The 26,269-nt window shown below is 40.4% G+C and carries 26 protein-coding genes and 1 riboswitch; of the genes, 11 read left to right on the forward strand and 15 right to left on the reverse strand.

What is annotated here, in order from left to right:
- The first annotated feature begins 203 nt into the window (after positions 1-203).
- Complete coding sequence (gene fadE, locus VUI23_RS11605) at positions 204-2,666, forward strand: acyl-CoA dehydrogenase FadE (RefSeq protein WP_303500939.1); 2,463 nt, start codon at positions 204-206, stop codon at positions 2,664-2,666.
- A 216-nt stretch (positions 2,667-2,882) separates the two neighbouring features.
- Here fadE and VUI23_RS11610 read toward each other — a convergent pair whose 3' ends face one another.
- The 3 genes from VUI23_RS11610 to VUI23_RS11620 all read right to left on the reverse strand — a co-directional run bounded on the left by VUI23_RS11610 (position 2,883) and on the right by VUI23_RS11620 (position 5,451).
- Positions 2,883-3,596 carry a hypothetical protein gene (locus tag VUI23_RS11610; RefSeq protein WP_342804470.1) on the reverse strand — a complete coding sequence of 238 codons (714 nt, stop codon included), beginning with the start codon at positions 3,594-3,596 and terminating at the stop codon, positions 2,883-2,885.
- Between the two features lie 175 nt (positions 3,597-3,771).
- The gene (add, locus tag VUI23_RS11615; RefSeq protein ID WP_342804471.1) at positions 3,772-4,767 is read right to left on the reverse strand and encodes an adenosine deaminase; all 996 of its coding nucleotides are present in this window, start codon (positions 4,765-4,767) and stop codon (positions 3,772-3,774) included.
- Between the two features lie 45 nt (positions 4,768-4,812).
- Positions 4,813-5,451 (reverse strand): response regulator transcription factor, encoded by a 639-nt coding sequence (locus VUI23_RS11620; RefSeq protein ID WP_216047457.1) that lies wholly within the window; start codon positions 5,449-5,451, stop codon positions 4,813-4,815.
- Positions 5,452-5,647: 196 nt separating this feature from the next.
- On the opposite strand from VUI23_RS11620, the gene cmoA reads away from it, so the two are divergent.
- Together cmoA and cmoB are read left to right on the forward strand one after the other, a co-directional pair.
- Entirely contained in the window at positions 5,648-6,376 is a 729-nt protein-coding gene (gene cmoA, locus VUI23_RS11625; RefSeq protein WP_216047458.1) for a carboxy-S-adenosyl-L-methionine synthase CmoA, read from the forward strand.
- Positions 6,377-6,378: 2 nt separating this feature from the next.
- Complete coding sequence (gene cmoB / locus VUI23_RS11630; protein WP_342804472.1) at positions 6,379-7,350, forward strand: tRNA 5-methoxyuridine(34)/uridine 5-oxyacetic acid(34) synthase CmoB; 972 nt, start codon at positions 6,379-6,381, stop codon at positions 7,348-7,350.
- A gap of 123 nt (positions 7,351-7,473) precedes the next feature.
- On the opposite strand, the gene VUI23_RS11635 is transcribed toward cmoB, so the two are convergent.
- The 11 genes from VUI23_RS11635 to moaA form a co-directional block, all read right to left on the reverse strand.
- Positions 7,474-7,872: a YkgJ family cysteine cluster protein gene (locus VUI23_RS11635; protein ID WP_342804473.1), complete on the reverse strand. Its 399-nt coding sequence runs from the start codon at positions 7,870-7,872 to the stop codon at positions 7,474-7,476.
- A gap of 75 nt (positions 7,873-7,947) precedes the next feature.
- A complete protein-coding gene (locus VUI23_RS11640) occupies positions 7,948-8,298 on the reverse strand; it encodes a RidA family protein (protein WP_216047461.1) in 351 nt (116 codons plus the stop codon).
- A 95-nt stretch (positions 8,299-8,393) separates the two neighbouring features.
- Positions 8,394-8,870, reverse strand: coding sequence for a Rid family detoxifying hydrolase (locus tag VUI23_RS11645; RefSeq protein ID WP_216047462.1), 477 nt, complete (start codon positions 8,868-8,870; stop codon positions 8,394-8,396).
- Positions 8,871-8,891: 21 nt separating this feature from the next.
- Positions 8,892-9,965 (reverse strand): dienelactone hydrolase family protein, encoded by a 1,074-nt coding sequence (locus VUI23_RS11650; RefSeq protein ID WP_216047463.1) that lies wholly within the window; start codon positions 9,963-9,965, stop codon positions 8,892-8,894.
- Between the two features lie 10 nt (positions 9,966-9,975).
- Complete coding sequence (locus VUI23_RS11655; protein WP_216047464.1) at positions 9,976-12,231, reverse strand: TonB-dependent receptor; 2,256 nt, start codon at positions 12,229-12,231, stop codon at positions 9,976-9,978.
- A gap of 269 nt (positions 12,232-12,500) precedes the next feature.
- Positions 12,501-12,977, reverse strand: coding sequence for a molybdopterin synthase catalytic subunit MoaE (gene moaE, locus VUI23_RS11660; RefSeq protein ID WP_342804474.1), 477 nt, complete (start codon positions 12,975-12,977; stop codon positions 12,501-12,503).
- A complete protein-coding gene (gene moaD / locus VUI23_RS11665; RefSeq protein WP_216047529.1) occupies positions 12,977-13,222 on the reverse strand; it encodes a molybdopterin converting factor subunit 1 in 246 nt (81 codons plus the stop codon). Before moaD ends, moaE begins: the two co-directional genes overlap by 1 nt.
- 7 nt (positions 13,223-13,229) lie before the next feature.
- Positions 13,230-13,745: a cyclic pyranopterin monophosphate synthase MoaC gene (gene moaC / locus VUI23_RS11670; protein WP_303500948.1), complete on the reverse strand. Its 516-nt coding sequence runs from the start codon at positions 13,743-13,745 to the stop codon at positions 13,230-13,232.
- 1 nt (position 13,746) lies between these two features.
- Positions 13,747-14,286, reverse strand: coding sequence for a molybdenum cofactor biosynthesis protein B (moaB, locus tag VUI23_RS11675; protein WP_342804475.1), 540 nt, complete (start codon positions 14,284-14,286; stop codon positions 13,747-13,749).
- 31 nt (positions 14,287-14,317) lie between these two features.
- Complete coding sequence (locus VUI23_RS11680) at positions 14,318-14,914, reverse strand: molybdenum cofactor guanylyltransferase (RefSeq protein ID WP_342804476.1); 597 nt, start codon at positions 14,912-14,914, stop codon at positions 14,318-14,320.
- Positions 14,915-14,916: 2 nt separating this feature from the next.
- Entirely contained in the window at positions 14,917-15,885 is a 969-nt protein-coding gene (gene moaA, locus VUI23_RS11685; protein WP_216047469.1) for a GTP 3',8-cyclase MoaA, read from the reverse strand.
- A riboswitch (molybdenum cofactor riboswitch) is annotated at positions 15,875-16,047 on the reverse strand. Its footprint overlaps the gene before it by 11 nt.
- A gap of 250 nt (positions 16,048-16,297) precedes the next feature.
- Between moaA and VUI23_RS11690 the strand changes: the two genes are divergently transcribed.
- The 8 genes from VUI23_RS11690 to VUI23_RS11725 all read left to right on the forward strand — a co-directional run bounded on the left by VUI23_RS11690 (position 16,298) and on the right by VUI23_RS11725 (position 25,489).
- Positions 16,298-17,212 carry a kinase gene (locus tag VUI23_RS11690; RefSeq protein ID WP_342804477.1) on the forward strand — a complete coding sequence of 305 codons (915 nt, stop codon included), beginning with the start codon at positions 16,298-16,300 and terminating at the stop codon, positions 17,210-17,212.
- On the forward strand, positions 17,209-18,051 hold the full coding sequence (locus tag VUI23_RS11695) for an HAD-IIB family hydrolase (protein ID WP_216047471.1): 843 nt from the start codon (positions 17,209-17,211) through the stop codon (positions 18,049-18,051). Before VUI23_RS11690 ends, VUI23_RS11695 begins: the two co-directional genes overlap by 4 nt.
- On the forward strand, positions 18,044-19,267 hold the full coding sequence (locus VUI23_RS11700) for a glycosyl transferase (protein WP_342804478.1): 1,224 nt from the start codon (positions 18,044-18,046) through the stop codon (positions 19,265-19,267). The genes VUI23_RS11695 and VUI23_RS11700 overlap by 8 nt, the downstream gene beginning before the upstream one ends.
- Before the next feature lie 18 nt (positions 19,268-19,285).
- On the forward strand, positions 19,286-21,046 hold the full coding sequence (locus tag VUI23_RS11705) for a sugar phosphorylase (protein ID WP_342804479.1): 1,761 nt from the start codon (positions 19,286-19,288) through the stop codon (positions 21,044-21,046).
- Positions 21,047-21,380: 334 nt separating this feature from the next.
- Positions 21,381-21,590 (forward strand): hypothetical protein, encoded by a 210-nt coding sequence (locus tag VUI23_RS11710; RefSeq protein WP_216047474.1) that lies wholly within the window; start codon positions 21,381-21,383, stop codon positions 21,588-21,590.
- Positions 21,591-21,885: 295 nt separating this feature from the next.
- Positions 21,886-22,743, forward strand: a complete 858-nt coding sequence (locus tag VUI23_RS11715; RefSeq protein ID WP_216047475.1) for a TraB/GumN family protein — start codon at positions 21,886-21,888, stop codon at positions 22,741-22,743.
- A 155-nt stretch (positions 22,744-22,898) separates the two neighbouring features.
- Positions 22,899-24,125: a gephyrin-like molybdotransferase Glp gene (gene glp, locus VUI23_RS11720; RefSeq protein ID WP_342804480.1), complete on the forward strand. Its 1,227-nt coding sequence runs from the start codon at positions 22,899-22,901 to the stop codon at positions 24,123-24,125.
- Positions 24,122-25,489, forward strand: a complete 1,368-nt coding sequence (locus VUI23_RS11725) for an MATE family efflux transporter (RefSeq protein ID WP_342804481.1) — start codon at positions 24,122-24,124, stop codon at positions 25,487-25,489. Before glp ends, VUI23_RS11725 begins: the two co-directional genes overlap by 4 nt.
- 122 nt (positions 25,490-25,611) lie before the next feature.
- On the opposite strand, the gene VUI23_RS11730 is transcribed toward VUI23_RS11725, so the two are convergent.
- A complete protein-coding gene (locus tag VUI23_RS11730) occupies positions 25,612-26,265 on the reverse strand; it encodes a bifunctional 4-hydroxy-2-oxoglutarate aldolase/2-dehydro-3-deoxy-phosphogluconate aldolase (protein ID WP_342804482.1) in 654 nt (217 codons plus the stop codon).
- Between the last annotated feature and the right edge of the window lie 4 nt (positions 26,266-26,269).

Here is a 26,269-nt window from a genome sequence, read left to right on the forward strand (position 1 = left end):
AATAACGTACAAGAAACGTGATAAATAGCATTCAATTACTTTTGAATGCTTATTTTTCACTCAAGGAACCCCTCTAAATAGCAAATTAGCCTTGAAAACATCAGTAATATAGCCATGCTTATAATTAGCTATAAGATGAATGCATTTGATCTCCATCAAAAACAGGCATATTTTTACTTCTTGGTCAGAAAAAGGTCTTTAGAATGAATATTATATTGTGGTTAGTCACCGTTATCGGTGCTGTAGGCGTAGTCAGTTTTCTCCGATTGAGGTTACTTAACGCCTGTGTAATTGTTGGCTTAGTGTTGCTACTTGCAACTACCTTTGGATATGTTGGCTTTTTCACTTGGTTAGTGTTTTTAGGCATTGCGATTCCGTTGAATATGGAATCTGTTAGAAAGCAATACATGACACAGCCAATGCTCGATATGTATCGTAAAATCATGCCGGAAATGTCCACTACTGAAAAAGAAGCAATTGATGCCGGTACTGTTTGGTGGGACGGTGAAATCTTCAGCGGTAATCCTGATTGGAGAAAATTGCATGCCATTCCAAAAGCAGTTTTAAGTGCGGAAGAGCAAGCATTTTTAGATGGGCCTGTTGAAGAAGCCTGTCGTATGGTTGATGACTGGGAAGTGCACCACACTCGTGCCGATTTATCGCCTGAAACTTGGCAGTTTCTTAAAGACAACAAATTCTTCGCCATGATCATCAAAAAGAAATACGGTGGTTTGGAATTTTCCGCCTATGCGCAATCCAGAGTATTACAAAAGTTATCAGGTTGTAATGCGGTTTTGGCTACTACCGTTGGTGTACCCAACTCTTTAGGTCCTGGCGAACTGTTACAACACTATGGTACCACTGAACAACAAGATCACTACTTACCGCGTCTCGCTACTGGGGAAGAAATACCTTGTTTTGCGTTAACCGGTAGAGAAGCAGGCTCAGATGCAGGCGCTATTCCAGATACTGGTGTAGTGTGCAAAGGCACTTGGCAAGGCGAAGAAATCATTGGTATGAAGCTTACCTTTGATAAACGCTATATTACCTTAGCTCCCGTCGCCACTGTAATTGGCTTAGCTTTCAAGATGACAGATCCAGAAGGTCTGTTGGGTGGTGAGTCAGATTTAGGAATTACCTGCGCTTTAATCCCGCGCGATACAAAGGGGTTAGAAATTGGTAATCGACACTTTCCTTTAAATATCCCATTCCAAAATGGGCCTTTGAAAGGCACCGACATCTTCGTTCCACTAGACTACATAATTGGTGGTGCAGAAATGGCTGGCCAAGGCTGGCGTATGTTGGTTGAGTGTTTATCGGTGGGACGTTGTATCACCCTGCCCTCAACAGCTGCCGGTGCTACAAAATCAATTGCCCTAGCAACGGGCGCTTACGCGCGAATTCGTCGCCAATTCAAAATTCCTGTGGGTAAAATGGAGGGCATCGAAGAAATGCTTGGTCGTATCGGCTCAAACGCATATATGATGGATGCTGTAACAAGTCTATCCACAAAAGGTGTCGATTTAGGCGAAAAACCCTCTGTCATTTCAGCGATTTGTAAGTATCACTTAACCGAAAATATCCGTTCAGTAGTAAACGATTCCATGGATGTTCACGGCGGCAAAGGCATAATGCTTGGTCCAAATAATTATTTGGGTAGAGCTTATCAAGGAACACCTATTTCAATTACCGTTGAAGGTGCAAACATCTTGACCCGTAACATGATGATTTATGGCCAAGGCGCAATACGCTGTCATCCATTTGTGTTAAAAGAAATGTATGCCGCAGGTAAAGAAGATGAAAGTGAAGCCTTAGCAGAATTTGATCATGCAGTGTTTGGTCATATTGGTTTTGCAATGAGTAACTTCTTCAGAAGTTGGTGGTATTCGTTAACAGGAGCAATCACAGCCGATGCGCCTTTTGATGATGAAACCAGTAAATACTACAAAGCAATGAAGCGCTACAGTGCCAATATGGCATTATTATCAGATGTTGCAATGGCTGTTCTTGGCGGCGAGTTAAAACGCAAAGAAAGGCTTTCAGCGCGCTTAGGGGATATTTTAAGCTATCTTTACTTAGCATCAGCTACCCTTAAAAAGTTTGATGACCAAGGTCGTCAAAAAGAAGACTTAGTGCTGTTACACCGCGCAATGCAAGACAGCCTTTATTCATTGGAAACGGCTATTGATGAGTTATTGCATAACTTCCCCAATAAAGTTTTAGGTTATTTCTTGCGGGCGATTATTATGCCGTTTGGTAAGAGTTTCACCAAACCTGGTGATGAATTGGATCATAAAATTGCCACCCTTTTACAAACCCCAGGTGAGGCCCGTAATCGTCTAGCTGAAGGTCAATACCTAGGTCGTGACGAAGGCAATCCTATGGGTAAATTGGAGCAAATTTTAGATGACATTTTAGCCGCTGAACCACTGTATGACAAAGTGTGTAAAGCTGCAGATGAGCGCTATCCATTTACGCAGCTAAATGAAGTAGGCAAAAAAGGATTGGAATTGGGCGTGCTAACCGAAGAAGAGTCTGAATTAATGGCACGGGCTGAACAAGGCAGATTAGATACTATCAACGTTGACGATTTTGCACCTGAAGAGCTAATGGCTGATAAAACCCTACTCAAACCTAAAAGAAAGCCCCGCAGCAAGGCAAGCTAAAGCACTTTTTAGCAACTAGAAAAACTGTCTAGAACTGAAAAGGAATAGACTGTCTAGAACTGAATAGGGATAGACCGTCTAGAACTAGAAAATATGCCTAGAACTAAAAATCCTACTTACTAAGTGGGATTTTTTTTGTCAGCTTAAAACCTACAAACCTGCGTTCATCCTCGCGCTAACAAATTAACCAGATTAAAACTCCCCCATTGCTAATGGTTAATAGCGGAGGCCGAATTCTAGCGTGCAACCAGCAGGAACAACTTTAGACTCAATAGCCGTTAAACGGATAAAATCAATTTTACTGATCTGATCCTGCTCTGAGATTTTAGAAATCTGAAAATACCCTGAACTATAAGGTTCCTTATCAGGACGAAGTTCTAAATATGGATATTGCCGATAAAGCCAATCGCCCTGTAAATATTTGTTAAGCTGTGTAGCGGGATTATCGATAATAAAACGGTATTTGCCATTGGGCTTCAATTCTAAATCAGCCTTCAATTGGCAATCTTCGTTTACTTCAAGCTGATAAGTTTGTGCAAGATCTTGCTTAAATACACCGCTATGAAGACTTGTTTCAGCTGGAAATACAAATAAAGCTAGCGAGTTTTTCGTGTACCAATGGTTCCCATTCGTCAAACCTTGCACATTATCGACAGCTATATCTAATTGTTCAAATATGTTTTGTGCAACCGTTAACGTTTCGGCATCCTCTAATAATAATGAATACAAGATGGTATTTTGGGTAATCGAGGTGGGAAAATCGAAATCATTAAACTCAACTAAAAAATTGCGTGCCGTTAACGCTTCATTGAGTTCATTAGTTTGTTGTTTATCGAGGTATTTGCCGTAAATATAAACCTTTGGTTGCGACGCGCACCCGCTGATTAACCCAATAAAAACGAGGATGTTTAACAATAGAATTGATTTCATAGAAGGCTTGGACCTGTCATATTTTACATGCAAATTTTCATGGGCAACCTATCATTAGTTGCCATAAAACTAGGATTGTTTTAGCAGATGCCAAACCTTAGGGATTTTACTACTGTTGAATTGTGTTATTCGCAACCTTGGGTTTAAGCTAACGCTAAGCGGAATGCTCTGCCCCTTATACGCCTTTATTTAACAATGCTTTTTTCTCATCGTCACTTAAAAAAGCAGCTTTAACCCCATTCAGTTGGATGGTTTTTAATTGCTGCTCTGATATCCCTAAAACTTCATGCGCAATCTGGTATTCATGGGCAATATCAATATTTGAAACGGCAGGATCATCAGTGTTTAAAGTGACTAAAACATTGTGCTTTAAAAATGTCGCCATCGGATGTTTTTTTAAATTTTTTACAGTAGCGGTTTGATAGTTCGATGTTGGGCAAGACTCAATCGCAATTTTATTATCTGCCATATACGCCAACAGCTTTTCATCTTGCACAGCAGTAACACCATGACCAATCCGAGAAGCGCCTAGCTTGTATATCGCATTCCAAATACTTTGTGGACCATCTGCTTCTCCGGCGTGGACGGTAATGTGCCAGTCTGCATCTCTGGCCTTTACAAAATGATCCATAAATAATTCAGCAGGATAACCCAATTCATCGCCAGCTAAATCTAGTGCAACTAGGTCGTCTTGGTAAGCCAATAAAGCATCAAGTTCTTGCATACAAGTTTGTGCACCAAAGGTGCGACTCAATATGCCAATTAAATTGGCTTTCACAGCAAAGTCTTTTTCGCCGGCTCTGACCCCATCAATAACAGCGGCAATCAGCTCAACCATATTCAAATCGTGAGATTTAGCCATGTAGTAAGGAGAAAAGCGCAATTCAACGTAATCTAAGCGACTATTCTTAGCATCTCGCATATTCTCATATGCCACTTTATAACAAGCATCATAGTCAGCCAAAACTGACACACCCACATCAAGTTTTGCCAGAAAAGCCAACAGATCACTGGTTTTATCATTAATCTGGGTTAACTGTTCCACTTCTTGCAACGTGTTAGCAGGTAATTGAATATGATGTTTTTGGGCAAGTTCCCATATTGTATGGGGTTGAATATTACCATCTAAATGCCGATGCAAATCAACTAATGGCAAAGCATAATCTATCATCAAAAAGACCTTGAAAAATTAGTTAAATTTGAGTTTTCGGAATATCTAAATATTAGACTGCAACTTTTCAACTAACAATACAGCTTGCGTTCTGGTGTTAACTTTCAACTTCTTAAATATGGCACTAGTGTGCGCTTTAACAGTTGCTTCAGTCACATCCATATCATAAGCGATTTGTTTGTTAAGCAAGCCTTCTTGCAAATAATTCAGCACCTGAAACTGCTTTGGGGTTAACTCGGCAACCATCAATGCAATCTCTTGCTGCTCACCAGATATGCTATCGATACTACTTTTCAAATCTTCAGGTACCCAAGTACCACCTTCAAGAACGGTATCTATTGCCTCTGCAATGGATGCAACAGCAGCTGATTTTGAAACAAAGCCCTTTGCGCCGTAACCAAGGGCCTGAGAGATTATCTTGGGATGATCGCTAGCAGAAATAACAATCACAGGGATGTCAGGGAAATCTCCACAAACACGAATTACCCCATAAAATTTTTCACAGCCTGGCATGCTTAAATCAAGCAGTATGATATCAATATCCGAACAAGCTTGGATTGACTCTAACGTTGTTTCAAGCCCATCTGATTCAACGAATTGCACTTCCTCATATAAAGGAGTCAAAGCACCTTTTAATGCTTCTCTGAATAACGGATGGTCATCCGCTATTAGAAATTTTGGCATGAAACTTCCCTTGTATTTTTAATTATTAATATATCGTCAAAATTACGCTTAGACTTTAGTCTATATTTTGATAAGTTTAAACTAAGTTTTTACAGTTGTATTCAAATATTCAAAGTTTTAGCTCGATTTGCTTACACCGATCGCCACAGGTAGAATTGCCGAAAATTTTTTTAATCGTGTTTGTGAGTTATAAACGATGAGCCAAAAAGACGCGATATACTCGCAACCCAAATCAAAAGTAAACGATTTCTGTTTTGATGAAGCGGTTGCGCAAGTATTTCCAGATATGATCCAACGTTCGGTACCGGGTTACAGCACCATTATCGATAATATAGGTTTAATTGCCAATCGCTTTGCTCAGCAAGACAGCAATTTATACGACTTAGGCTGTTCGTTAGGTGCGGCGAGTTTAGCCATGCGTCGCAGTGTTAAACAATCGGACTGTAAAATCATAGCCGTTGATAACTCTCAGGCAATGGTAGATAAATGCCTACTGCATCTCAACGCATTTAAATCTGACATACCGGTAAATGTCTACTGTGATGATATTCTTGATTTTGAGATTAGCAACGCCTCGGTAGTTGTGCTGAATTTCACTATGCAGTTTATCCCTCCGAATCAACGAGATTTTCTTATCCAAAAAATCTACTCTGGGATGAAACCTGGCGGGGTTCTTGTGCTGTCTGAAAAAATTAGTCATGAAAACAGCTTAGCCAATGAACTAGTGATTGATTTACATCACGAATTTAAACGAAATAACGGATACAGCGAATTGGAAATAAGTCAAAAACGCTCTGCAATTGAAAACGTCATGCTAATTGATTCCATACCTACCCATCAAAATAGGTTGGCCAATGCGGGCTTTAAGAATTTTGTGATGTGGTTTTGTTGCTTCAATTTCACTTCAATGTTGGTGGTTAAATAAGTATGGCTCATGACTGGTTTAAACAATTTTATGCGCTTATTGCACAGACTCAATTAAGTGATTGGCTAGAAGTATTGCCCGCGCAAATTTCGGCTTGGGAAAAGCAGCAGTTACATGGTGATTATGCCAAATGGCAAAAATTGCTAAGCAAACTTCCGCAAACTAATGTGTCACAGACCGATTTGAAAGAAGCGGTTAGAATGGGTACTGCAGACGATATTGATGAATACACCAAACGCCAAATAACCGGTTTGTTAAAACAGTTTAAACCTTGGCGCAAAGGTCCATTTTATATTCATGATATTTTTATTGATACAGAATGGCGTTCAGACTGGAAGTGGGACCGTGTGCTGCCCCATATTGAACCCCTCGCAGGCAGGACAGTATTAGATATTGGTTGCGGCAGTGGATACCATATGTGGCGGATGCTTGGGGAAGATGCAAACTTTGTTGTAGGCATAGACCCAACGCAATTGTTTTTAATGCAATTTCAGGTCATTAAACATTTTAATCCTAACCCTAACATTCATTTGTTACCCATTGGCGTAGAACAACTCCCTGATTTAAAAGCCTTCGATACGGTTTTCTCTATGGGTGTTTTATATCATAGACGTAGCCCCATTGATTTTTTACAACAACTGAAACAGCAACTGCGACCTGGTGGACAATTGGTCCTAGAAACGCTGGTAGTTGAGGGGGATGAGCACAGCGTATTAATGGCCGGAGAACGTTATGCACAAATGCGTAATGTGTGGTTTTTGCCCAGTACAAAGGCGCTAACTGTGTGGTTGCAACGAGTTGGCTTTAAACATGTAAAAGTGGTTGATGTAGGACCTACAAGTTTAGATGAACAACGCAAAACAGAGTGGATGGACAGTCAATCATTAGCTGATTTTCTCGACCCCAACGATCATACAAAAACGATTGAGGGCTACCCTGCACCCATTCGAGCAGTGCTCACGGCAACGGTTTAAGCATGTAATTAGGGATAACTGCAGATACAAACGCTAGGCTTAACGCCACTGCAACACATGTTCTGCGCAAACATAGCGAGTGAATTCATTAAGCGCAATCACCTATTTGTGATTGCCAGCTTATTAACCGTTTGCAGGGCGACTATCTTGCATCAGAACATCAAGTTTCTTTTGCGCCTGCTTTTGATTTGTTAAATCTTTAACTTCAATCATTTCACATTCATCCCTTATCATTTCTGAAATAAGACTGGGATAATGGCGACAATCTTCTGGTCTATTTTGGTAAATGCTACAGCTATACTTTTTGCTGGAAAGCGGGTTTTGTTGAGGCTCGATTTCCAAGAATGGGCAGGTTTTCAATCTGTTTCCCGACTCAGGATCGAACCATATTTGATTATTCTTAACGTATTCAAATATCTCGGGGTTAAATATTTCCCACAAATCAATTTCTTCTTTACTCGCGCTAAGATCGCCACCGCCGTATTTAATACAGCACTTTCCGCATTGATTACAATCTTTCATTATTTACTAATTTATAATCGATATAGCGCGCTAGTCTAACAAAAATATAGATTACGCGCGGCGTAAAACTTGTGCTTAACTTTTTTCTGCTGCAACCACTGATATTTCGACCAACAGCGCTTCTCTTGCCATTTTTGCAGCAACACAGGCACGAGCCGGTGCGTGGCCTTCTGGAACCCATGCATCCCATACGGCATTCATCGCAGAAAAGTAACTCATATCTTTGACATAAATGGTTGCTGACAATATGTGATTTTTATCGCTTCCTGCTTTATGTAAAAGCTCGTCGACTTTTTCCAACATAGTAGTTGTTTGTTCAGTAATATCTTTTTCAGCGTCTTTGCAGACTTGCCCACATAAGTAAATGGTGCCGTTATGTTTAACAATGCGGCTCATCCGCGGGGTGCTTTCGATTCTTTCTATCATAGTGTATGTTTGTTTGGCAGGTTTGAATGCGGGCGAGAATAACACAACGACTGGCTAAACTTAAATTTCAAATAACCAGCCGCCGGCTCCGATTTTTATGCGTCTGCGGCCAAAGCCATACATTCAATTTCAACCCTACCGCCTAAACCAAGACCGCTACCAGCAACGGCACTGCGAGCAGGTAGAGACTCTTTGAAATACTCAATATAGACTTTGTTGACATCCCCCCATTCGTTAATATCAGCTAAGAACAAGGTGCATTTGATCACTTTGTCCATGCCTGAACCAAATCTCTCTAAGGTTGCCTTAATATTTTGCAGAGCTTGATGTGTTTCGGCTACCACGCCCCCTTCCACTAGTTTAAGTTGGCCGGGGATCACACCTAACTCGCCTGATAAATATAAGATCCCATTCGCTTCTACTGCTTGGGAAAAGGGCAAATTTAACTGTTTAAATTGCTCAGAACTAAGACGTTTTATGCTGTTGCTAGATTGTGGATTGGCGTGACTGCTAATTGGAAACAACAATAGCAAACTACATAAAACAAAGATTACAGTCGAAAACGATTTCATAGCAACTCCATTGTGCTGAGATTAATTTAATAAATAGGCTGAGGTATATTGGGAAAGTAGCAAATTAGATAATCCATGGGTTTGTTTATCTTGTCCCATGATATATCCCTCAGACATACAAGACTGTTTCATTTGTCCTAATAAGCCGAGTCGGAAAAGATACTTTTCTTGGCGACTTAGTTCATCAGGCACAGTAATTGTTTTACCGTCTATTTGCCAATCACCGTTTTCCAACAAAACTTGATTACAGGGTGCTGGATTTAAGGTGGCGATGAATTGTCTTGGTGTAGCCATTTCCCAGCCATGTCCAGCACTTGGAAAGATAGTACTGCCAATTGCGGAACCTGCGTCTCTTAAACGATTCTCAAGACGTGCACAGGCCTCCAAGTCATTTGATTTGTCTTCTGCCCCACGTAAGCTAAATAATGGCGCCCCCGTAGTTTTAGCGGTTTGTAAATCAAAATGACATGGGCCGTAATAATCTAGATGTAAGGCGAAAGGCAAAACCTTCGCGGCCATATTTTGATGAATTCGACTGTCCAAAGCGGCACGGGTCGCCATTCCGCCATAGGAAAAGCCCATTAAGCCAATTTTTTCGGGATTAATTGCCGGATGTTGGTTTAGAAATTTTAGCGCACCGTATGCGTCAGCAGTTTCATCTGCATCGCTGACAATGGCCACTCGCAGCCCATAGGGCGTTTCGTCAGTTACGCCCCGAGCTCCATAGGAATTAACCACTAAACCAGCAATACCGTGATCAGCCATCCATTGACCATAGGCAATTTCACGGCTAGGCAGAATTCCCCCACTGCCGTGAATAATTACCATTGCAGGAACTGGATTGCTGGCACTTGCCCCTTCGGGCAAGAACAATTGCGCTTTTACGGTAGTTTCAGCGAGATTTTGTTCCGCTAAGACAAGCCATTTGTAATCTCCAGGGGTAACTGAAGAAAAGTAAACATCGCCATTGGTCTGCGCCGTTACTTCACTTACTGGCGGATAATCTGGAAAATCAGGCAACGCTGGTGGCTGCCTCTTTTCCTGAGATAAACTAGCAAATGTGACAAATGCTAAACACAACAAAAATACTCGCATTGTTTTCTCCTTAGAAGCTATAAACCACTTCTACACCGTAAGTGCGAGGCTCTTGATAATTTGAAGTAACCGTACCGAAAAAGTCTTTACGATTATCAGTCGGATCACGAACGTCAGCTAAGTTACGGCCCCAAAGGTACGCTTCCCAACCATTGTTAGTGCCGAGTAGACCTATGCGCGCGTTAACTAGAGTGATGCTGTTCACATGGCCAAAATCGACAACAGTGCCATCGGCCAACGTTGCAGTTTTGACATTATCAACTGTGGTAAAAAATCCACTACTGTGAGTAACATCAAAGCGCAACGTTAAATCAGCGTTAAGTGAACTAATTTCAGTTATATACTGAGCACCAATCGAAAAATTACTGTCTGGTGCATTGATTAGATCTTTTCCTTCGGCATTACCGCCACCAGTTAGGCCACCGGGAAAGCTATCAAATTCAGTGTCCAGTAATCCCATACTTGCTTGAATTTCTAGGTTGCTAATAGGTCTATAAGTCATTTCAAGCTCTATACCTTGGGTATTCGCCTTGGCAGCATTACGGATTGAAATTGAGGATGCACCATTACCCAAGTCTATAAATTGATTAACTTGATAGTTTTTAAATTCAGAACTAAATGCTGCGAAGTTTAAAATTAAGCTGTTACGGTAAAAGTTACCTTTTAAACCCAACTCTGCACTACCAACGGTTTCTTTATCAAATTGAATACCCGCTGCGAGGTCGGCATTGGTGATGAAGTCGAGATTATAACCGCCGCTTTTAAAACCAGTTGAATATTTAGCATAACCGTTTAGGTTTTTATTAAAAGCATGGTTAAAGCTCAGTGCATAAGATACATAGTTGTCGCTACGTGAGTCGACCAGTTGACCGTCAGTACTACCAATACCAAAAATCCCTGAAGCAGAACCGTCTAGCAACCAATCAAGATCTTTTGTCTCATCCGTATAGCGCAATCCCAAAGCAAGCGAGCTGTCTTCGCTCAGGTCATAACCACCGTTAAAATAAGCTGCATAACTGTCAGTTGTCACAAAGCCGGTATTGGTTACGACTGAACCTGGTACATTCCCAAACAAGAATGAATGGACACCATTGATTGCATCTCGTCGAGTATCTGCGTCTTGACGGTATAAATACAATCCAGCGACGTAATCAAGGCCGGAATCATTTTGTGGAGAGATGAATTGAAATTCTTGAGACCACTGCTCATATTGATCAGAATATTCAATCACCAATAAATCAGCCGCTGCATAATCCGAATCATTACGATAAAAAATATCGGTATCACGATATGCTGTAATTGATTTTATGTCGTAGCCATTGTCCATAGAATAAGACAAGTCTAATGATCCGCCGACTATATCGCGCTTCTCAAAGGTATCTATAGTGGTGGCGACTTCATCTTTCTCAGGAGCAGCCAAATCCAGCATAGTGCTTAGGGTATCGGAAATCGCTTCCCCTAAAAATGATAGGCGTTCGGTGTTCAGTCCATCTACGCTAAAGTTAAGCTCTAACTTGTCAGATAGTTGTGAGCGAAACTGACCGCGATAAGCTAAGGCATCACGCTCGTTTAAATCGTTGCCTGTCGTAAGGTTTTTGATATACCCATCACGATCCAACTTAGTAACCGAAAATTTAGCCGCACTGGTATCCGAAATGGGTACGTTAATCTGGCCCTGAATTTCCCGAGCGCCCATGTTACCTATAGAAGCACTCAATTTTCCTTCGAGCTCGTCAGACGGCTTTTTGGATATTAAATTAATTGCACCAGCTACCGTGTTTTTACCAAACAGGGTACCTTGTGGTCCGCGTAATACTTCTACTCGTTCTAAATCAAGTAACTCTTGGTTTAGAGCTGGAGACTGACCAAGATATACGCCGTCCAAATAAACCCCTACTCGCGTGTCAAAACCGATATTTCGGCTGTTCGCCCCTACCCCACGAATCGTAATGGCCGAGGTAAAGTCAGTGGTGCGAGTAATGGATAAATTAGGAATGAAATCAGCAAGTTCAGTTAATTGGGTAATCCCAGTTTGCTCAATACTGGACGCACTGAAAGACGAAATTGCGATGGGGACTTCAGATAATTGTTGGGTTCTTTTTTGGGCGGTAACAACAACGACTTCATATTCTTCTTCATTGTCAGTATCCGCTTGCGGTGTTTGTTGAGCGATACTGTTGGAAGACAAAGCTAATGCGATACTGGTAATCAGGCCTTTTTGACAAATGGAAAATTTGCTGGGTAAATCAGTAACTAGACTTTTCATTAGAGGTTCCTTTTACTCTTTTTTATAAAACAAATCATTTAATTAGATTAACTATTTTGTTCAGTTGTACCATGTTGATAGTATTTTCTTAACTTGGCAAGCTAAGTTGTTAATGAAATTAGAAAATTTGTTAATTTACACATGATTTGTTGCGGATAAAACGCGCCTATAAACGGCAATATAAATAGCCAATGAGGCTACAATTAACTCCAAATTAGCGGTTATTTAGGTCTAGGAAGAGTTTATGGGATAGTGAAAGTCGAAGCCTATCACTTGCTCCATTTTTGTACAGCAAGATCATCAGATTGTCTTTTTTCAATCCAATACTCAGCATCGTCCCTAAGTTCCTTTTTCCAAAAGGGCGCTTGGGTTTTTAAAAAATCCATTAAAAACTGGCAAGCCTCAAACGCCTCTTTTCTATGTTTAGCACTCACTCCGACAAACACAATCTGTTGATTGACATCTAACTGCCCAATTCGATGAATGATAGTGATTGCGCCTAATGACCACTTTTGGGTCGCTTGTAGAGCCAAATCTTCGAGTACTTTCTCCGTCATTCCGGGATAATGTTCGAGGAATAATCCCTTAACATTTGCACCTAAATTCATATCCCGAACTAAACCAGTGAAGGTAGCAATGGCACCATATTGAGTACCATGATTTTTCAGTCGTTGATATTCTTCAGCATGCTCAAAATCTTGCGGCTGTACGAGAATGTTAATTAACTGGCTTGCTTTAAACATCATTAGCCTCCAGTGACCGGAGGGAAAAACGCCACTTCGTCATCTGCTTGTAAAACAGTATCAAAGTCACTTATGGTCTGGTTAACCGCAACCAAAATATTACCGCTTGATAGATACTGTTGCCAAAGTTCGCCCTTAGAAGCCAAAACATCACGCAAAGCATGCACAGTATCGGGGGTTTCGCTTAACAATAATTCTGCAACACCCAGTTGTTCTCTCAGTTGACCAAAAAACAGTATTTTCATCAAACCCTCTTTAACACGATTGAGATTCGCTGCGGTGCCAATTGCCTGTCTTTCCACCACTTTTTTGCTCAACTTTAATATCGCCAATCAACATATGCGGATCAACCGCTTTGCACATATCAAAAAGCGTCAATGCAGCGACAGAAACAGCCGTCAGCGCTTCCATTTCAACGCCAGTTTGCCCCGCCAGTTTGCAGGTAGCCAAAATATTTACGCGATTTGTTGTTGTATCAACATTAAAATCCACTTGTACTTTAGATAGCATTAATGGGTGGCACAGCGGAATTAGATCAGCGCATTTTTTCGCGGCTTGTATACCTGCAATGCGAGCCACCGCAAAAACATCACCTTTAGCGTGTTGTCCATTTGCGATCATAGTTAATGTATCAGCCTGCATTTGCACAAATCCAGACGCTCTGGCCGTTCTTTGAGTGACGGCCTTGTCGGTTACATCCACCATATTTGCCCGACCTTTGTGATCGATATGGCTTAGGCTTTTTCCACTTTCTGTTGACTGATTACTCACCTTATCCCCTACTTTCGCATTGCTCAATATTGAGGTTTTTTAGGTGAACCACAAAATTACAAGGTTTATGACGACTATCTAATTGTTCCAGTAATATATCTTGCCAGCCGGTTTTACATGCACCAGTTGAACCTGGTAAACAAAATATAGCAGTGCCGTTTGCCATTCCTGCCAGCGCTCTGGATTGCACAGTAGAAGTACTAATTTGTTGATAAGAAATATGTCGAAATAGCTCGCCGAACCCTTCGATTTGCTTATCAAATAGTACTTCTAATGCTTCTGGAGTCATATCCCTTGGTGTAAAGCCTGTGCCGCCAGTGGTGATCACTACCTGAACATTTTCCGCTAAGATCCAATTAGAAACGATACTACGCAGTTGATATTTATCATCTTTACAAATTCGCTTCTCCACCACTTGATGCCCAGCACTGCTTGCCGCCTCAACTAGGTAACGTCCCGATGTGTCAGTTTCCTCATCTCGGGTATCCGACACAGTTAACACAGCGATATTCAGTGCTATAAACTTATTGGTAGCAGGCATTTGTCCTCCATAAAACTGTTCTAAACCCCATCTAGCATGGAAACATTTGTTTCACTTGTTGCATTTGTTCGGGCGTATTTACATTATAAAAAGCATGTTGTGAAATTTGGTCTTCAGACAATTCAATTTCAGTTGCGGCGAGTTTTTTCAGCAACGAAAATATAGATCGATCATTGGATTGAATTTGCCCATTGAGTGTTTGCTTAAAATTATCATCTAAGATGATAAAAAACGGCATAGGATGAGATTGGAAATAACAAGCTGAATGCTGTTCTCGCCCCTGTAAAGCAAGTTGCTTTAGACTATCTGCTGGGAATACCGGCATATCAATGGGAACAACTAATAAGCTGTCGACATTGGCTAATCGATGTTCAGGAAGATTTAACACCGCATCCAGTGCAGCTAAAGGCCCCTTATCAATCAATCTGTCGGTAAGCGCACCTTTTAAGGTGTTAGAACTAATCACCTGATTTTTGATCCCGATGGATTCAAAACGATTGATGGCAAGTTGTAAAAAAGACACGCCAGCCAGATTCAATGTGGACTTATCAACCCCCATTCGACTAGACCGCCCTCCGGCTAAAATCAGTCCCAAGGTTTTGCTTAAGCAGTCTGGTTCAGCCAACATCTTTAACCGCCTAACATTGCCAAGTGTTTAGTGGCACCCGTGAAACCTTGATCTAACCAATGCGTTGCATCTTTATCACCTAACAATTTTTGCAATTGTCGCTGTAATTGCTGTGTATCTTGTTGTTGTAAATATTCTCGAATATCCAAACCTTTATCAGCAAAAAGACATAGGTGTAACTTACCAGTTGCACTTATTCTAAGTCGATTACAGGTCGCGCAAAAGTCTTTACTGTAAGGCATGATAAGGCCAATTTTACCCTGATAATCAGGGTGCCAAAATTCTTGAGCGGGCCCGGCGGTGTTATTTTGGATCACTGGGCTCCAACCGTTTTCAGTTAGATACTGCTGAATTGGCTCACCAGACAAATGATTTAATTTGAAAAAATCTTTGTTTTCACCCGTCTCCATCAATTCAATAAGTCTAAAGGTAATAGGTGTATGTTTTAACCAGTTTAAAAATACACTGAGTTCGTTACCGTTATATTGGCGCATTAGCACGCCATTTACTTTGACTTTTAAGCCACGTTCAATACCACGACTGATACCTGCCAAAATCGTTTCGAGTTTATCGTGTCCGGTGATACTTTCGAACATGCGAGGATCAAGGCTATCTATGCTGACATTCAGCGAATTCAGACCCGCATCTACCCAAGAGTCGATTTGCTGTTCTAAACGATAACCATTGGTGGTAATTGCAACCTGTTCAATACCAGGTGTTGAGGCGGCAATTTGTATAATCTCAGGGAGATCTTTGCGTAATGAGGGCTCACCTCCGGTTATCCTAATTTTCTTAGTTCCTAGCTCTGCAAAACCAGCACATATTTGGCGAATTTCAGACAAACTTAAAAAATTACGATCGGAGTCGCATTGGTAACCATCAGGAAGGCAATAGTCGCAACTGAAGTTACAAACATCTGTGACGGACAGCCGCAAGTAATGGAAGCGACGTCCATATTTATCTTTTAACACGTTAAACACCTTTCCAAAGTCACGAACAACCAAATTGTTGAACATGTAGCGGGAGGCAAACTAGTTTCCCAATTTACCCTGGCAACCCATTATAGTTGCGGCCAAAACTACCTATATTGTATTTCAATACTTAGTAATAGAGGCTCGGAGTTTCATTTTTACTATCACTTACTATATTAAGATCTTACTGAGCGTTAGTATAGCATTGTTGATAATGGCATTTAACCTCACTATTGAGGTGCAACGCAAATTGTTTATTGTTGATGAAGATAATCGAGCTTATTTGAAATCAATGAATCTTATTTTGCACAATTGTATAAATAAAATTAGCACCATATTGGCACGTTTGTTGTAAGTTCTATTTGATGATAATGAAAATTCCAATTAATTATTTACTCTATAAAGGCTAATTTTGAAGGTAACCCCAGAATCTAAAAGGCTACTTGAAGCCTTTATCGAAAAACACCAACTCGATGCGAACTTTGGCGACGTTGCGCTAACATGGTTCATCCCTTTAGCTGAAAAACTAAAAATGCACCATGACGGTGCAGAAGGGCCGATTTTTGTTGGTATTAATGGTTGCCAAGGTTCTGGTAAATCCACCCTAACAGAACTGGTACTCACCTATTTAGTAGAAATAAAACAACTGCGCGTGATAAACCTTTCACTCGATGACTTTTATTTTTCAAAAGATTATCGACAACAGTTAGCGCAAAATATACATCCTTTATTAGCGACCCGTGGCGTACCAGGGACCCACGATACAGCGTTATTAAAACAAGTATTGCTCAGTTTAAAGGAACGCAAAACTGGGTTTGCCATTCCACGGTTTAATAAAGCAACAGACGACCCTTTCCCAACGGAAGATTGGCCTATCATCGAAGAGCCTGTGGATATTATATTGATGGAAGGTTGGTGCTGGGGAGTCACTGCGCAAACCAACGAGCAGCTGTCAGTTCCGGTAAACACCTTAGAGTCTGAAGAAGACAGCAATAGCGTTTGGCGCACTTTTGTTAATCAACAACTGCAAACTGAATATCAAAACTTATATCAATTAATGGATTTTTGGGTAATGTTAAAAGCACCTTCTTTTGAATGTGTATTTGATTGGCGCTTGCAGCAAGAACAAAAACTTATCCAAAAATTGGCAACTGCTTCGAATTCTGAAGCTAACAGTGGGATTATGTCAGCAAACGAAATTAAACGATTTATTCAGCACTATCAAAGACTAACGGATCAGAGTTTGGCTACTCTTAGTGAAACCTGTGATGTCGTATTTGAATTAGATAAACATCGAAAAATTATCAACGTAAAGGGGATAAAATGAGCGACCAGTTTGTCATTTTTACCGATATGGATGGCACATTACTGGATCATCATTCTTACAGCCACGAAGCCGCAAAAAAGATGCTCGCTTTTTTGAAAAAAAATAATATTCCAGTTATTCCGAATACCAGTAAAACCTATGATGAAATGCAGGAATTGACCGAGCAATTAGACTTACAAGGTCCGTTCATTGTGGAAAATGGCGCGGCAATCCATATCCCACATGGTTTCTTCAAGAAAAAACCCGCACATACCCAATGGGTTGGTAAAAATTGGGTTCGCAATTTCACCTCCAAGAAAAGTTATTGGTTAAGTTTACTAAAGAAAATTGAAAGTGATTTTGCCGGTCAATTTACCCACTTTTCAAAAATGACACTTTCCGAGATATGTGATGCTACTGGATTAGAACCGGAACAAGCAAAACGGGCTGCAAATAGGTTATACGGTGAACCAGTATTATGGCTTGGAAGCGAACAACAAAAGAAAGAATTTATCAAGTGCGTCACACAATTGGGGGCTAAAACCCTGATAGGCGGACGCTTTATTCATATTTCAGGAGAAACAGATAAAGGTGCAGCGTTAAATTGGTTTGTCGGTGAATTACAACGCCAATATCCAGAGATAAACTGGGTTTCAATTGCATTAGGAGACGGTCAAAATGATGCTGCTATGCTTGATGCTGCAGACATTGCAGTGCGCATCAAGTCTCCCGTTAACGACTACCCGCAATTACAACGTACAGAAAATGTGTTTGATAGCCAACTCGAAGGACCTGAGGGTTGGACTGAATGTCTTCAAAAAATATTAAATTTAACGTTAAAGGAGCCAGAAAATGGCTGATTTTTACCAAAACGGAATAACCACAACATTACACCAACTTTCAAAACGTCCCATTGATGAAATGGAATCTGAATTGTTGGCCTTTTCTAAAAAACGTCCTTTAGGGCTGCTATTGCCAAGTTTGTTTTCTGAACTTGAGGGCGAAGCAATGCCTGAAATCATCAATCATATTTGCAAAGTTCCTTATTTAAATGAAATTGTAATTGGTTTGGACAGAGCTTCAAAAGAACAATATCAGCACGCTATTAAGTTTTTTGACAAACTTCCGCAACACCATCGTATTTTGTGGAATGATGGCCCGCGTTTAAAAGCCATTGATAAAGAATTAGCCGACATGGGCTTAGCGCCAAAAGAAATGGGTAAAGGCCGCAATGTTTGGTATTGCATGGGCTATATTCTTGCCACAGGACGGGCAGAATCCATCGCGCTGCACGATTGTGACATTTTAACCTATGATCGAAGCTTACTTGCCAAATTGATTTATCCGGTTGCTCATCCACAGTTCAATTATGAATTTTGTAAAGGTTATTATGCCCGTGTAGCAGATGGGAAAATTAACGGTCGTGTTTCCCGCTTATTAGTGACTCCGTTGTTACGAGCGTTAAAACGCACCGTAGGTAATAACGAATACTTAGAATTCATGGACAGTTTTAGATATCCATTGGCGGGCGAATTTTCATTCAGACGTGATGTGTTAAATGATATTCGTATTCCTAGCGATTGGGGATTAGAAATAGGCGTGTTGTCCGAAATGCACCGAAACTACTCCCATAATCGTTTGTGTCAGGTAGACATTGCTGAAACTTATGACCACAAACACCAAGATCTATCCTTACATAACGATCAAGGTGGCTTGTCTAAAATGTCCATAGACATTACCAAAGCACTATTTCGTAAGTTGGCAACGCAAGGGTTTACATTCACCAATGAGTCCTTCCGTACACTCAAAGCGACCTATTTTCGTATTGCATTAGATTTTGTTGAAACATACCACAACGATGCGGTAATGAATGGTTTAGAACTAGACATCCATAGAGAAGAAAAAGCGGTAGAAATGTTTGCTGAAAACATTATGAAAGCAGGTCAAAGTTTCCTTGAAAACCCAATGGAAACCCCCTTCATACCGAGTTGGAACCGAGTTATTAGTGCTGTTCCAGATATACTTGAGCGCATCAAAGATGCAGTTGAAATGGACTACGAAGAGTTTCGATATTAACAGTAAGGGGATACATAAATGTCTGAAGCTTATACCTGGCTGTGTGAAAAAGTACAACATCACTTAGATGTCATTTATCAAGGGGTTGATATTCCTCAAAGTAGTGAGGAAATCGCAAAGTCTCTTATCACTACAATGAGATTAGATGAGGTAAGCGATAGACAGGTTCCAGTGCCTCATCAAAATCATTGGAACGAACAGGACATTATATTAATTACCTATGGGGATAGCATAGAGTCAGAAACGCAGAATCCATTGGTAACGTTACACCAGTTTTTGAACAAATATGTGAAAGATACAATTAATGCGGTGCATATATTGCCATTTTTTCCTTATAGTTCAGATGATGGCTTCGCGGTGATTGACTACTCGAGTGTGAATGAATCTCTGGGTAATTGGTTAGACGTTAAGTCAATTTCCAGCAATTATCGCTTAATGTCCGACTTGGTCATTAATCACTGCTCTTCGCGCAGCGTATGGTTTGATAATTTTATTAAATGTGAAGGCACTGGCAGTGATTTTTTCTTCACTGTTGATGACGATTACGATATCTCTAACGTGGTAAGACCGCGCACATCGGAATTGTTACGGGAAACCAAAACCGAGAACGGAATTAAAAAAGTGTGGTGCACTTTTAGTCATGATCAGGTGGACTTTGACTTTCAAAATCCTAAGGTTTTGGCGGCCTTTGTTTCAATAATCCGTCAATACTTGGATCATGGTGTCAGAATTTTCAGGTTAGATGCGGTTGCTTTTCTTTGGAAGAAATCAGGCACTACCTGCATCAATTTGGAAAAAACCCATGAAGTTATTCGCTTACTTCGAACATTAATCGAATATGCGCAAAACGACAGTATTATTATTACAGAAACTAACATTCCTAATCGTGAAAACCTCACATATTTTGGTAATGCTAACGAAGCCCATGCGGTGTACAACTTTTCATTGCCACCGCTGTTGGTCAACACATTGGTTACCGGAGACTGTACTTATTTAAAGAACTGGCAAATGAGCATGCCCCCTGCACAAAACGGGACGACCTATTTTAACTTTATTGCCTCCCATGACGGCATAGGTCTGCGCCCAGCAGAGGGTTTACTCGATGAAAAAGAAATCAATACCTTGGTTAACACTATGCAGAGTTTTGGCGGGATGGTGTCTTGGCGTACCCTACCCGGTGGCAAGCAAAAACCCTACGAAATTAATATCGCTTTATTCGATGCGTTAAAAGGAACCACTAAAGGACCTGATAATTTAGGTATGGAAAGATTCATTTGTGCTCACGAAATTATGTTTGCACTTGAAGGCATACCTGGGTTGTATGTGCATAGTTTACTGGCCACCGGGAATGATTATGAAAGGGTCACTAATACCAGCCAGAATCGCTCCATTAACCGTAGGCGCTGGGATATGTCGGAACTTGAAGATCAACTGAGTAATAAAGACAGCCAGCATGCCATAGCACTTCAACGGATGAATCATTTACTGTCAATTCGAATTAATCAAAAGGCATTTCATCCCAACGCCACACAATTTACCTTGCAGTTAGGGAATAAATTATTTGGCTTTTGGCGACAAAGTATCGATAGAAGACAAAGCATATTCTGTATAAGCAATATCACTGATACACAGCAAACTGTTGTTATGTCGGATATTAACTTAATTGGAACAGACTGTTGGTGGGATCTCATCACTGGAAATGAAATCATTTTAGATCATTCTGATTTTATTTTATCGCCGTATCAAACGGTTTGGATAAGTAACACTCGCAGTATGTAAAGTCTATGTTATAAGTCATGGGGATAGTTTGCTGTCACTTTTTTGCACCACCCTATCTCCATGATTTATTTGATAAATATTTTACCCCTTCGATTAGTGTGACCGAACATACACACATTAACATGTTATTTACATGCTTTTCTCGCAGCATTTCAACCCTCCCCACACAAATTAATCATAACCATATGATATTAAAAGACATCTCCATTCTGGCACGGTAAGTGTAATACCCCACTTATACAACAAACGTTATTGTTGTTTTGTTAAGAGGCAATTTGAGTAGTGCCTGTATTAATCCGAAACACGAAAATCTAAATCAAGTGGAGATATGAAGATGAAAAAAGCTATCCTTATCAGCGCGTTCGTTTTAGCCAGTAGTTCTGTTTATGCACAAGAAGACAAAATATCAATTTTAGATACAGATGCAGATGGTCGTATAAGTGTAGAAGAAGCGGCAAGCGATCCAGCGTTGTCAGCCGTTTTTGCAGAATTAGATATGAACAAAGATGGTTACCTAACCCCTAGTGAGTTAGCCGAACACTAAGGTTTCGAATAGTCATTCAACATTCAAACAACACCTACATTGAGTTGGTGTTGTTTTTTGTTTTTCCCGCTAACGCAATTGCCTATATTATTTCCCCAGCCATAACCTAATTAGGCATATTTTTAATAATTAAAATATGTTATCAATAGGTTCAGACATCATATAAAAGTATTATCGACGTTTAATTGAACGAAATGGTCAAGTAAACAACATCACTTGTTCTGTCACGATTAACCTAAAGTACTCCCTCTTTTATTTGGATAATTAGTAAGCAATACGTCAAGGAATTTACAGCATGTACAAAATTTTATTCATTTCATTATTTATGGTTTTGCAATCTTTTTATGCGCAAGCCGCACCCTTATGGAAAATAAGTAAAGGAGATGACTTTGTAATTATCGGTGGCACAATCCATGTATTAAGTGCAACAGATTATCCTTTGCCTGAAGAGTTTGAAAAAGCTTATCAAGCTTCAGATACGCTAGTATTTGAATCCGATATCGTCAGAATGAATAGTCCCGAATTCCAACAGCAATCATTACAGTATATTTTATTGCAAGATGGTAAGACCATTAAAGACTTTTTGTCAGAGCAAACCTACCAAGATCTTGAAACTCATTTACAACAACGTAATCTCTCTTTGCAACAATTTTCTATGCTAAAACCGAGCTTTTTATCCGTCACCTTGTCGATGATTGAACTGCAAATGATGGGGGTAAGCAGTGCTGGCGTAGATGTATATTACTCTACCAAGGGTATGGGCGATCAAAAGCAAGCAAAATGGTTTGAAGAGCCTGAAGAACAAATGGCTATGCTGGCAGACATGGGTAAAGGGGAAGAAGACGCCATGATTGCCTATAGCCTTAAAGATGTAGCAAAAATAAAAGAAATGATGCCAAAACTGATTAATGCTTGGCGTGCCGGTGATTTAGACAAATTAGCAGAAATAGGTATTGATGAAATGCAGCGTGATTATCCAGAGATTTATGATCAATTATTAGTTCAGCGTAATAAAAACTGGCTACCTAAGATTGAACAACTTTTTGACAACCAACAAAACGAATTAATTTTAGTCGGGGCATTACATTTAGCGGGTGAGCAAAGCGTACTTAAATTAATGCAAGAAAAAGGCTACAGCATCGAAAAATACTAATTTCGTTTCTAGGTAGTTAGTATAATCACAATGCGCTAACTACCTCTTTTCTATATACAATCATAGTCAAAGTTTTGATTATTTTGATTTGGTAACCCATTAAAATCACGTTATATTAGCGCCCTCCTTTACTTCCAGCTTTAGTGTTAATTTGAATGAAAAATAGTGACTCCACCATGCCGAACTTAATGCCAATTGAAAATGCACTAGATAAAATGTTGCAGCAATGCGATACCTTAGTAGAGCAGGAAACTATTTCAATCATAGATGCATTGAACCGAATCACCGCAGAGGCTATTTTTGCAAAACTGCAAGTGCCGCCAAAAAATAACTCAGCAATGGATGGGTTTGCGTTTCAGGTTGACCACGAATTACCCCAAGGCACCACATTAACCATTCAAGGACAAGCTTTAGCTGGGCAGCCCTTTGATGATGAGGTAAAAGCGGGACACTGCATCAGAATAACCACAGGCGCAATCCTGCCCGCCGGTACGAATACCGTCATGATGCAAGAAAACGTAGCGATACACGAAAATAACATCGTTTTGAATCAAGCTACAAAGGCAGGTAACAGTGTTCGCCTTGCCGGTGAAGACATCCAATTAGGACAGCAAGTTATCGCAGCGGGAGAAAAACTCACGCCTGCACATATGGCATTATTAGCCTCGATTGGAGAACCTTCAGTAACTGTATTGCGCAAACCTAGAGTGGCAATTATCGCAACGGGGGATGAATTAGTGGTGCCTGGCGATAAGTTGAAAAATGGTCAAATATACGAAAGTAATAGATTCGCATTACAGGGTTTATTGCAGCAAATGAATGTAGATATCATTCATTATGGCATCATAGAAGATGATCCCGATAAAATTGCAGACGTTTTATTAGATGCCAGTCGTAAGGCGGATCTAATTTTATCCTGTGGCGGGGTTTCCGTAGGCGATGCTGATTATGTTAAGCAAGTATTAGAAAAAGTAGGACGCATCGATTTTTGGAAAGTCGCGATTAAACCAGGAAAACCTTTTGCGTTTGGTATGGTTAATGATGCCATATTTTGTGGTTTACCTGGAAATCCCGTTTCCTCTTATGTCACCTTTGAAAAACTAGTAACGCCCCTATTACATAAACTTATGGGACGCAAAAGCGTTAACCAGTTTACGATTAACGCTACCTGCGCTGCTCCTATTTTTAAGCGAGCTGGGCGTGCTGATTTTCAAAGAGGCATAGCATACCAAGACGAACACGGAGAATATTGGGTAAAACCTAATGGTAGTCAAGGCTCTGGCATCATGTCATCCATAGCATCCGCAAATTGTTATATTCTCCTGGAAAAAGAACAGACTAACTTGCCGACAGGCGCAAAAATTAAGATTGAATTATTTTGACTAATTTAAAAACCGAATTAAAGCAGCTAGTAAACCTTGCTTGGCCGCTGCTTATTGCTCAAATTACCCAAACCTTAATGGGTGTGTCCGATACCATCATGGCAGGCCGCTATTCAGCAACCGATATGGCAGCAGTGGCAATTGGGTTCAGCATTACCATTCCCATCTTGTGCTTTGTACAAGGTCTAGCGATGGCCATTCCGCCAATCGTCTCGAAACTGCACGGAGCTGGCGAATCGGAAAAAGCAGCGCAAAAGGTTCACCAAGCGTTTTATTTGATTATTCCAGTATCGATCTGTATTGCTCTTTCAGTATTCTTTATAGAGTACTGGTTTTCGTTGATGGACATCGAAGACAAATTACGCGATATCACTACTGATTACATGAAGTACATTGTTGTATCAGCCCCAGCGTTCGCTGGATATCAAATTTTGCGTAATTATTGCGAAGGTTTGTCATTTACTAAACCGACTATGTTAATCATGGGATTAGGGTTAATCATCAATATTCCAGCAAACTATATATTGATATACGGTAAATTTGGTTTGCCGGCTATGGGTGGTGTTGGATGTGGTTTGGCAACAAGCTTAGTATTTTTTGCGATGTTTATTGGCACCGCACTCTATATCCATTTGTCTAAGCGTATTAACAGCAATTTATTTCAGAACTGGTCAAAACCCGATATTAGACAAATTTACATTACTTTAAAGTTGGGACTTCCGATTGCGTTGACCTTACTTTTTGAAGTGACCTTATTTGGTGTGGTTGCACTGCTATTGTCACCACTTGGACCATTAACCGTTGCATCGCACCAGATCGCCCTCAACTTTTCAGCGACCATGTTTATGTTTCCACTGAGTTTAGGTATGGCAACAACTATACGTGTAGGTCATTTTTGGGGTAAACAAGATCAGGTTGGCGCAGCATTGGCAACCAAAACGGCAATCCTTTTAGGCCTTTTTATTGCGTGTTTTACAGCAATCATAACCATAGTCGCTAAACAACAAATTTCCATGCTTTACACTGAAAATCGGCAAGTGATTGAGCTGGCCATGAGCCTAATGACCCTAGCTGCAATGTTTCAGCTTTCCGATTCTGTTCAAGCAATATCCGCAGGTGCATTACGGGGATACAAAGATACAACTGCGATGTTCATTATTTGCTTTTTTGCATATTGGGGCGTGGGTTTGCCAACCGGAATAATTCTAGCGCTAACCGATTTTATTGTACCTGCTTTAGGTGCATCTGGATTCTGGATCGGTTTTATTTGCGGGTTAACAAGTGCCGCTATTATGTTGGGGTTCAGATTGAGTGTTATTCAAAAACGATTGAGATTACACCCTGAAATGTTTGACAATGCTTAAGGTTTTTTAGACTAAACCGGTGACAATAGAGCTTTCAAAAAAAGGTTTAAACACATCTGTCTCACCAACAAAAAAAGCTTGTAATAAATACAAGCTTTTTTCATTTCAGTGGCTAAAAAACACTACTTAGAAAGTGTTTTAGCACCTTCAACCGCCGCTTTAGCAAGCTCAGTGATACGATCCCAATCACCCGCTTCAACCGCATCGTCTGGCACCAACCAAGAACCGCCAGCACACTGAACGTTTGGCAAAGCCAAGTAATCTAAATAATTATTCGGACCGATTCCACCTGTTGGACAAAACGTGATATCAGGGAAAGGACCGCCAATAGATTTCAGCGCTTTTATACCACCTGAAGCTTCTGCAGGGAAAAACTTAAAGTGTGTGTAACCGATATCCAATCCAGTCATCAGCTCAGATATTGAAGCTATACCTGGGATTAGAGATATTGAACAACGTTTGCCTGCTTCCAATAAGCTGGTAGTCATCCCTGGGCTAATTGCAAAAATAGCGCCTGCTTCTTCAACTTGCTTTAACTGCGCTTCGTTAGTCACTGTACCAGCACCAATAATGGCTTCAGGAACTTCAGTGGCGATTTTTTTGATCACATCAAGAGCGATTTCAGTGCGTAATGTCACTTCAAGTACTTTAATGCCGCCTTTTATTAAAGCTTTTGCAACAGGTACTGCATGTTCAATATTTTTGATAACTAATACAGGTACGACTGGCCCCTGACTAAAAACTTCTTGCGAACTCATTTTCCAATTAAATGACATATTG

This window comes from Alteromonas sp. M12 (assembly GCF_037478005.1).
GTDB lineage: Bacteria > Pseudomonadota > Gammaproteobacteria > Enterobacterales > Alteromonadaceae > Aliiglaciecola > Aliiglaciecola lipolytica_A.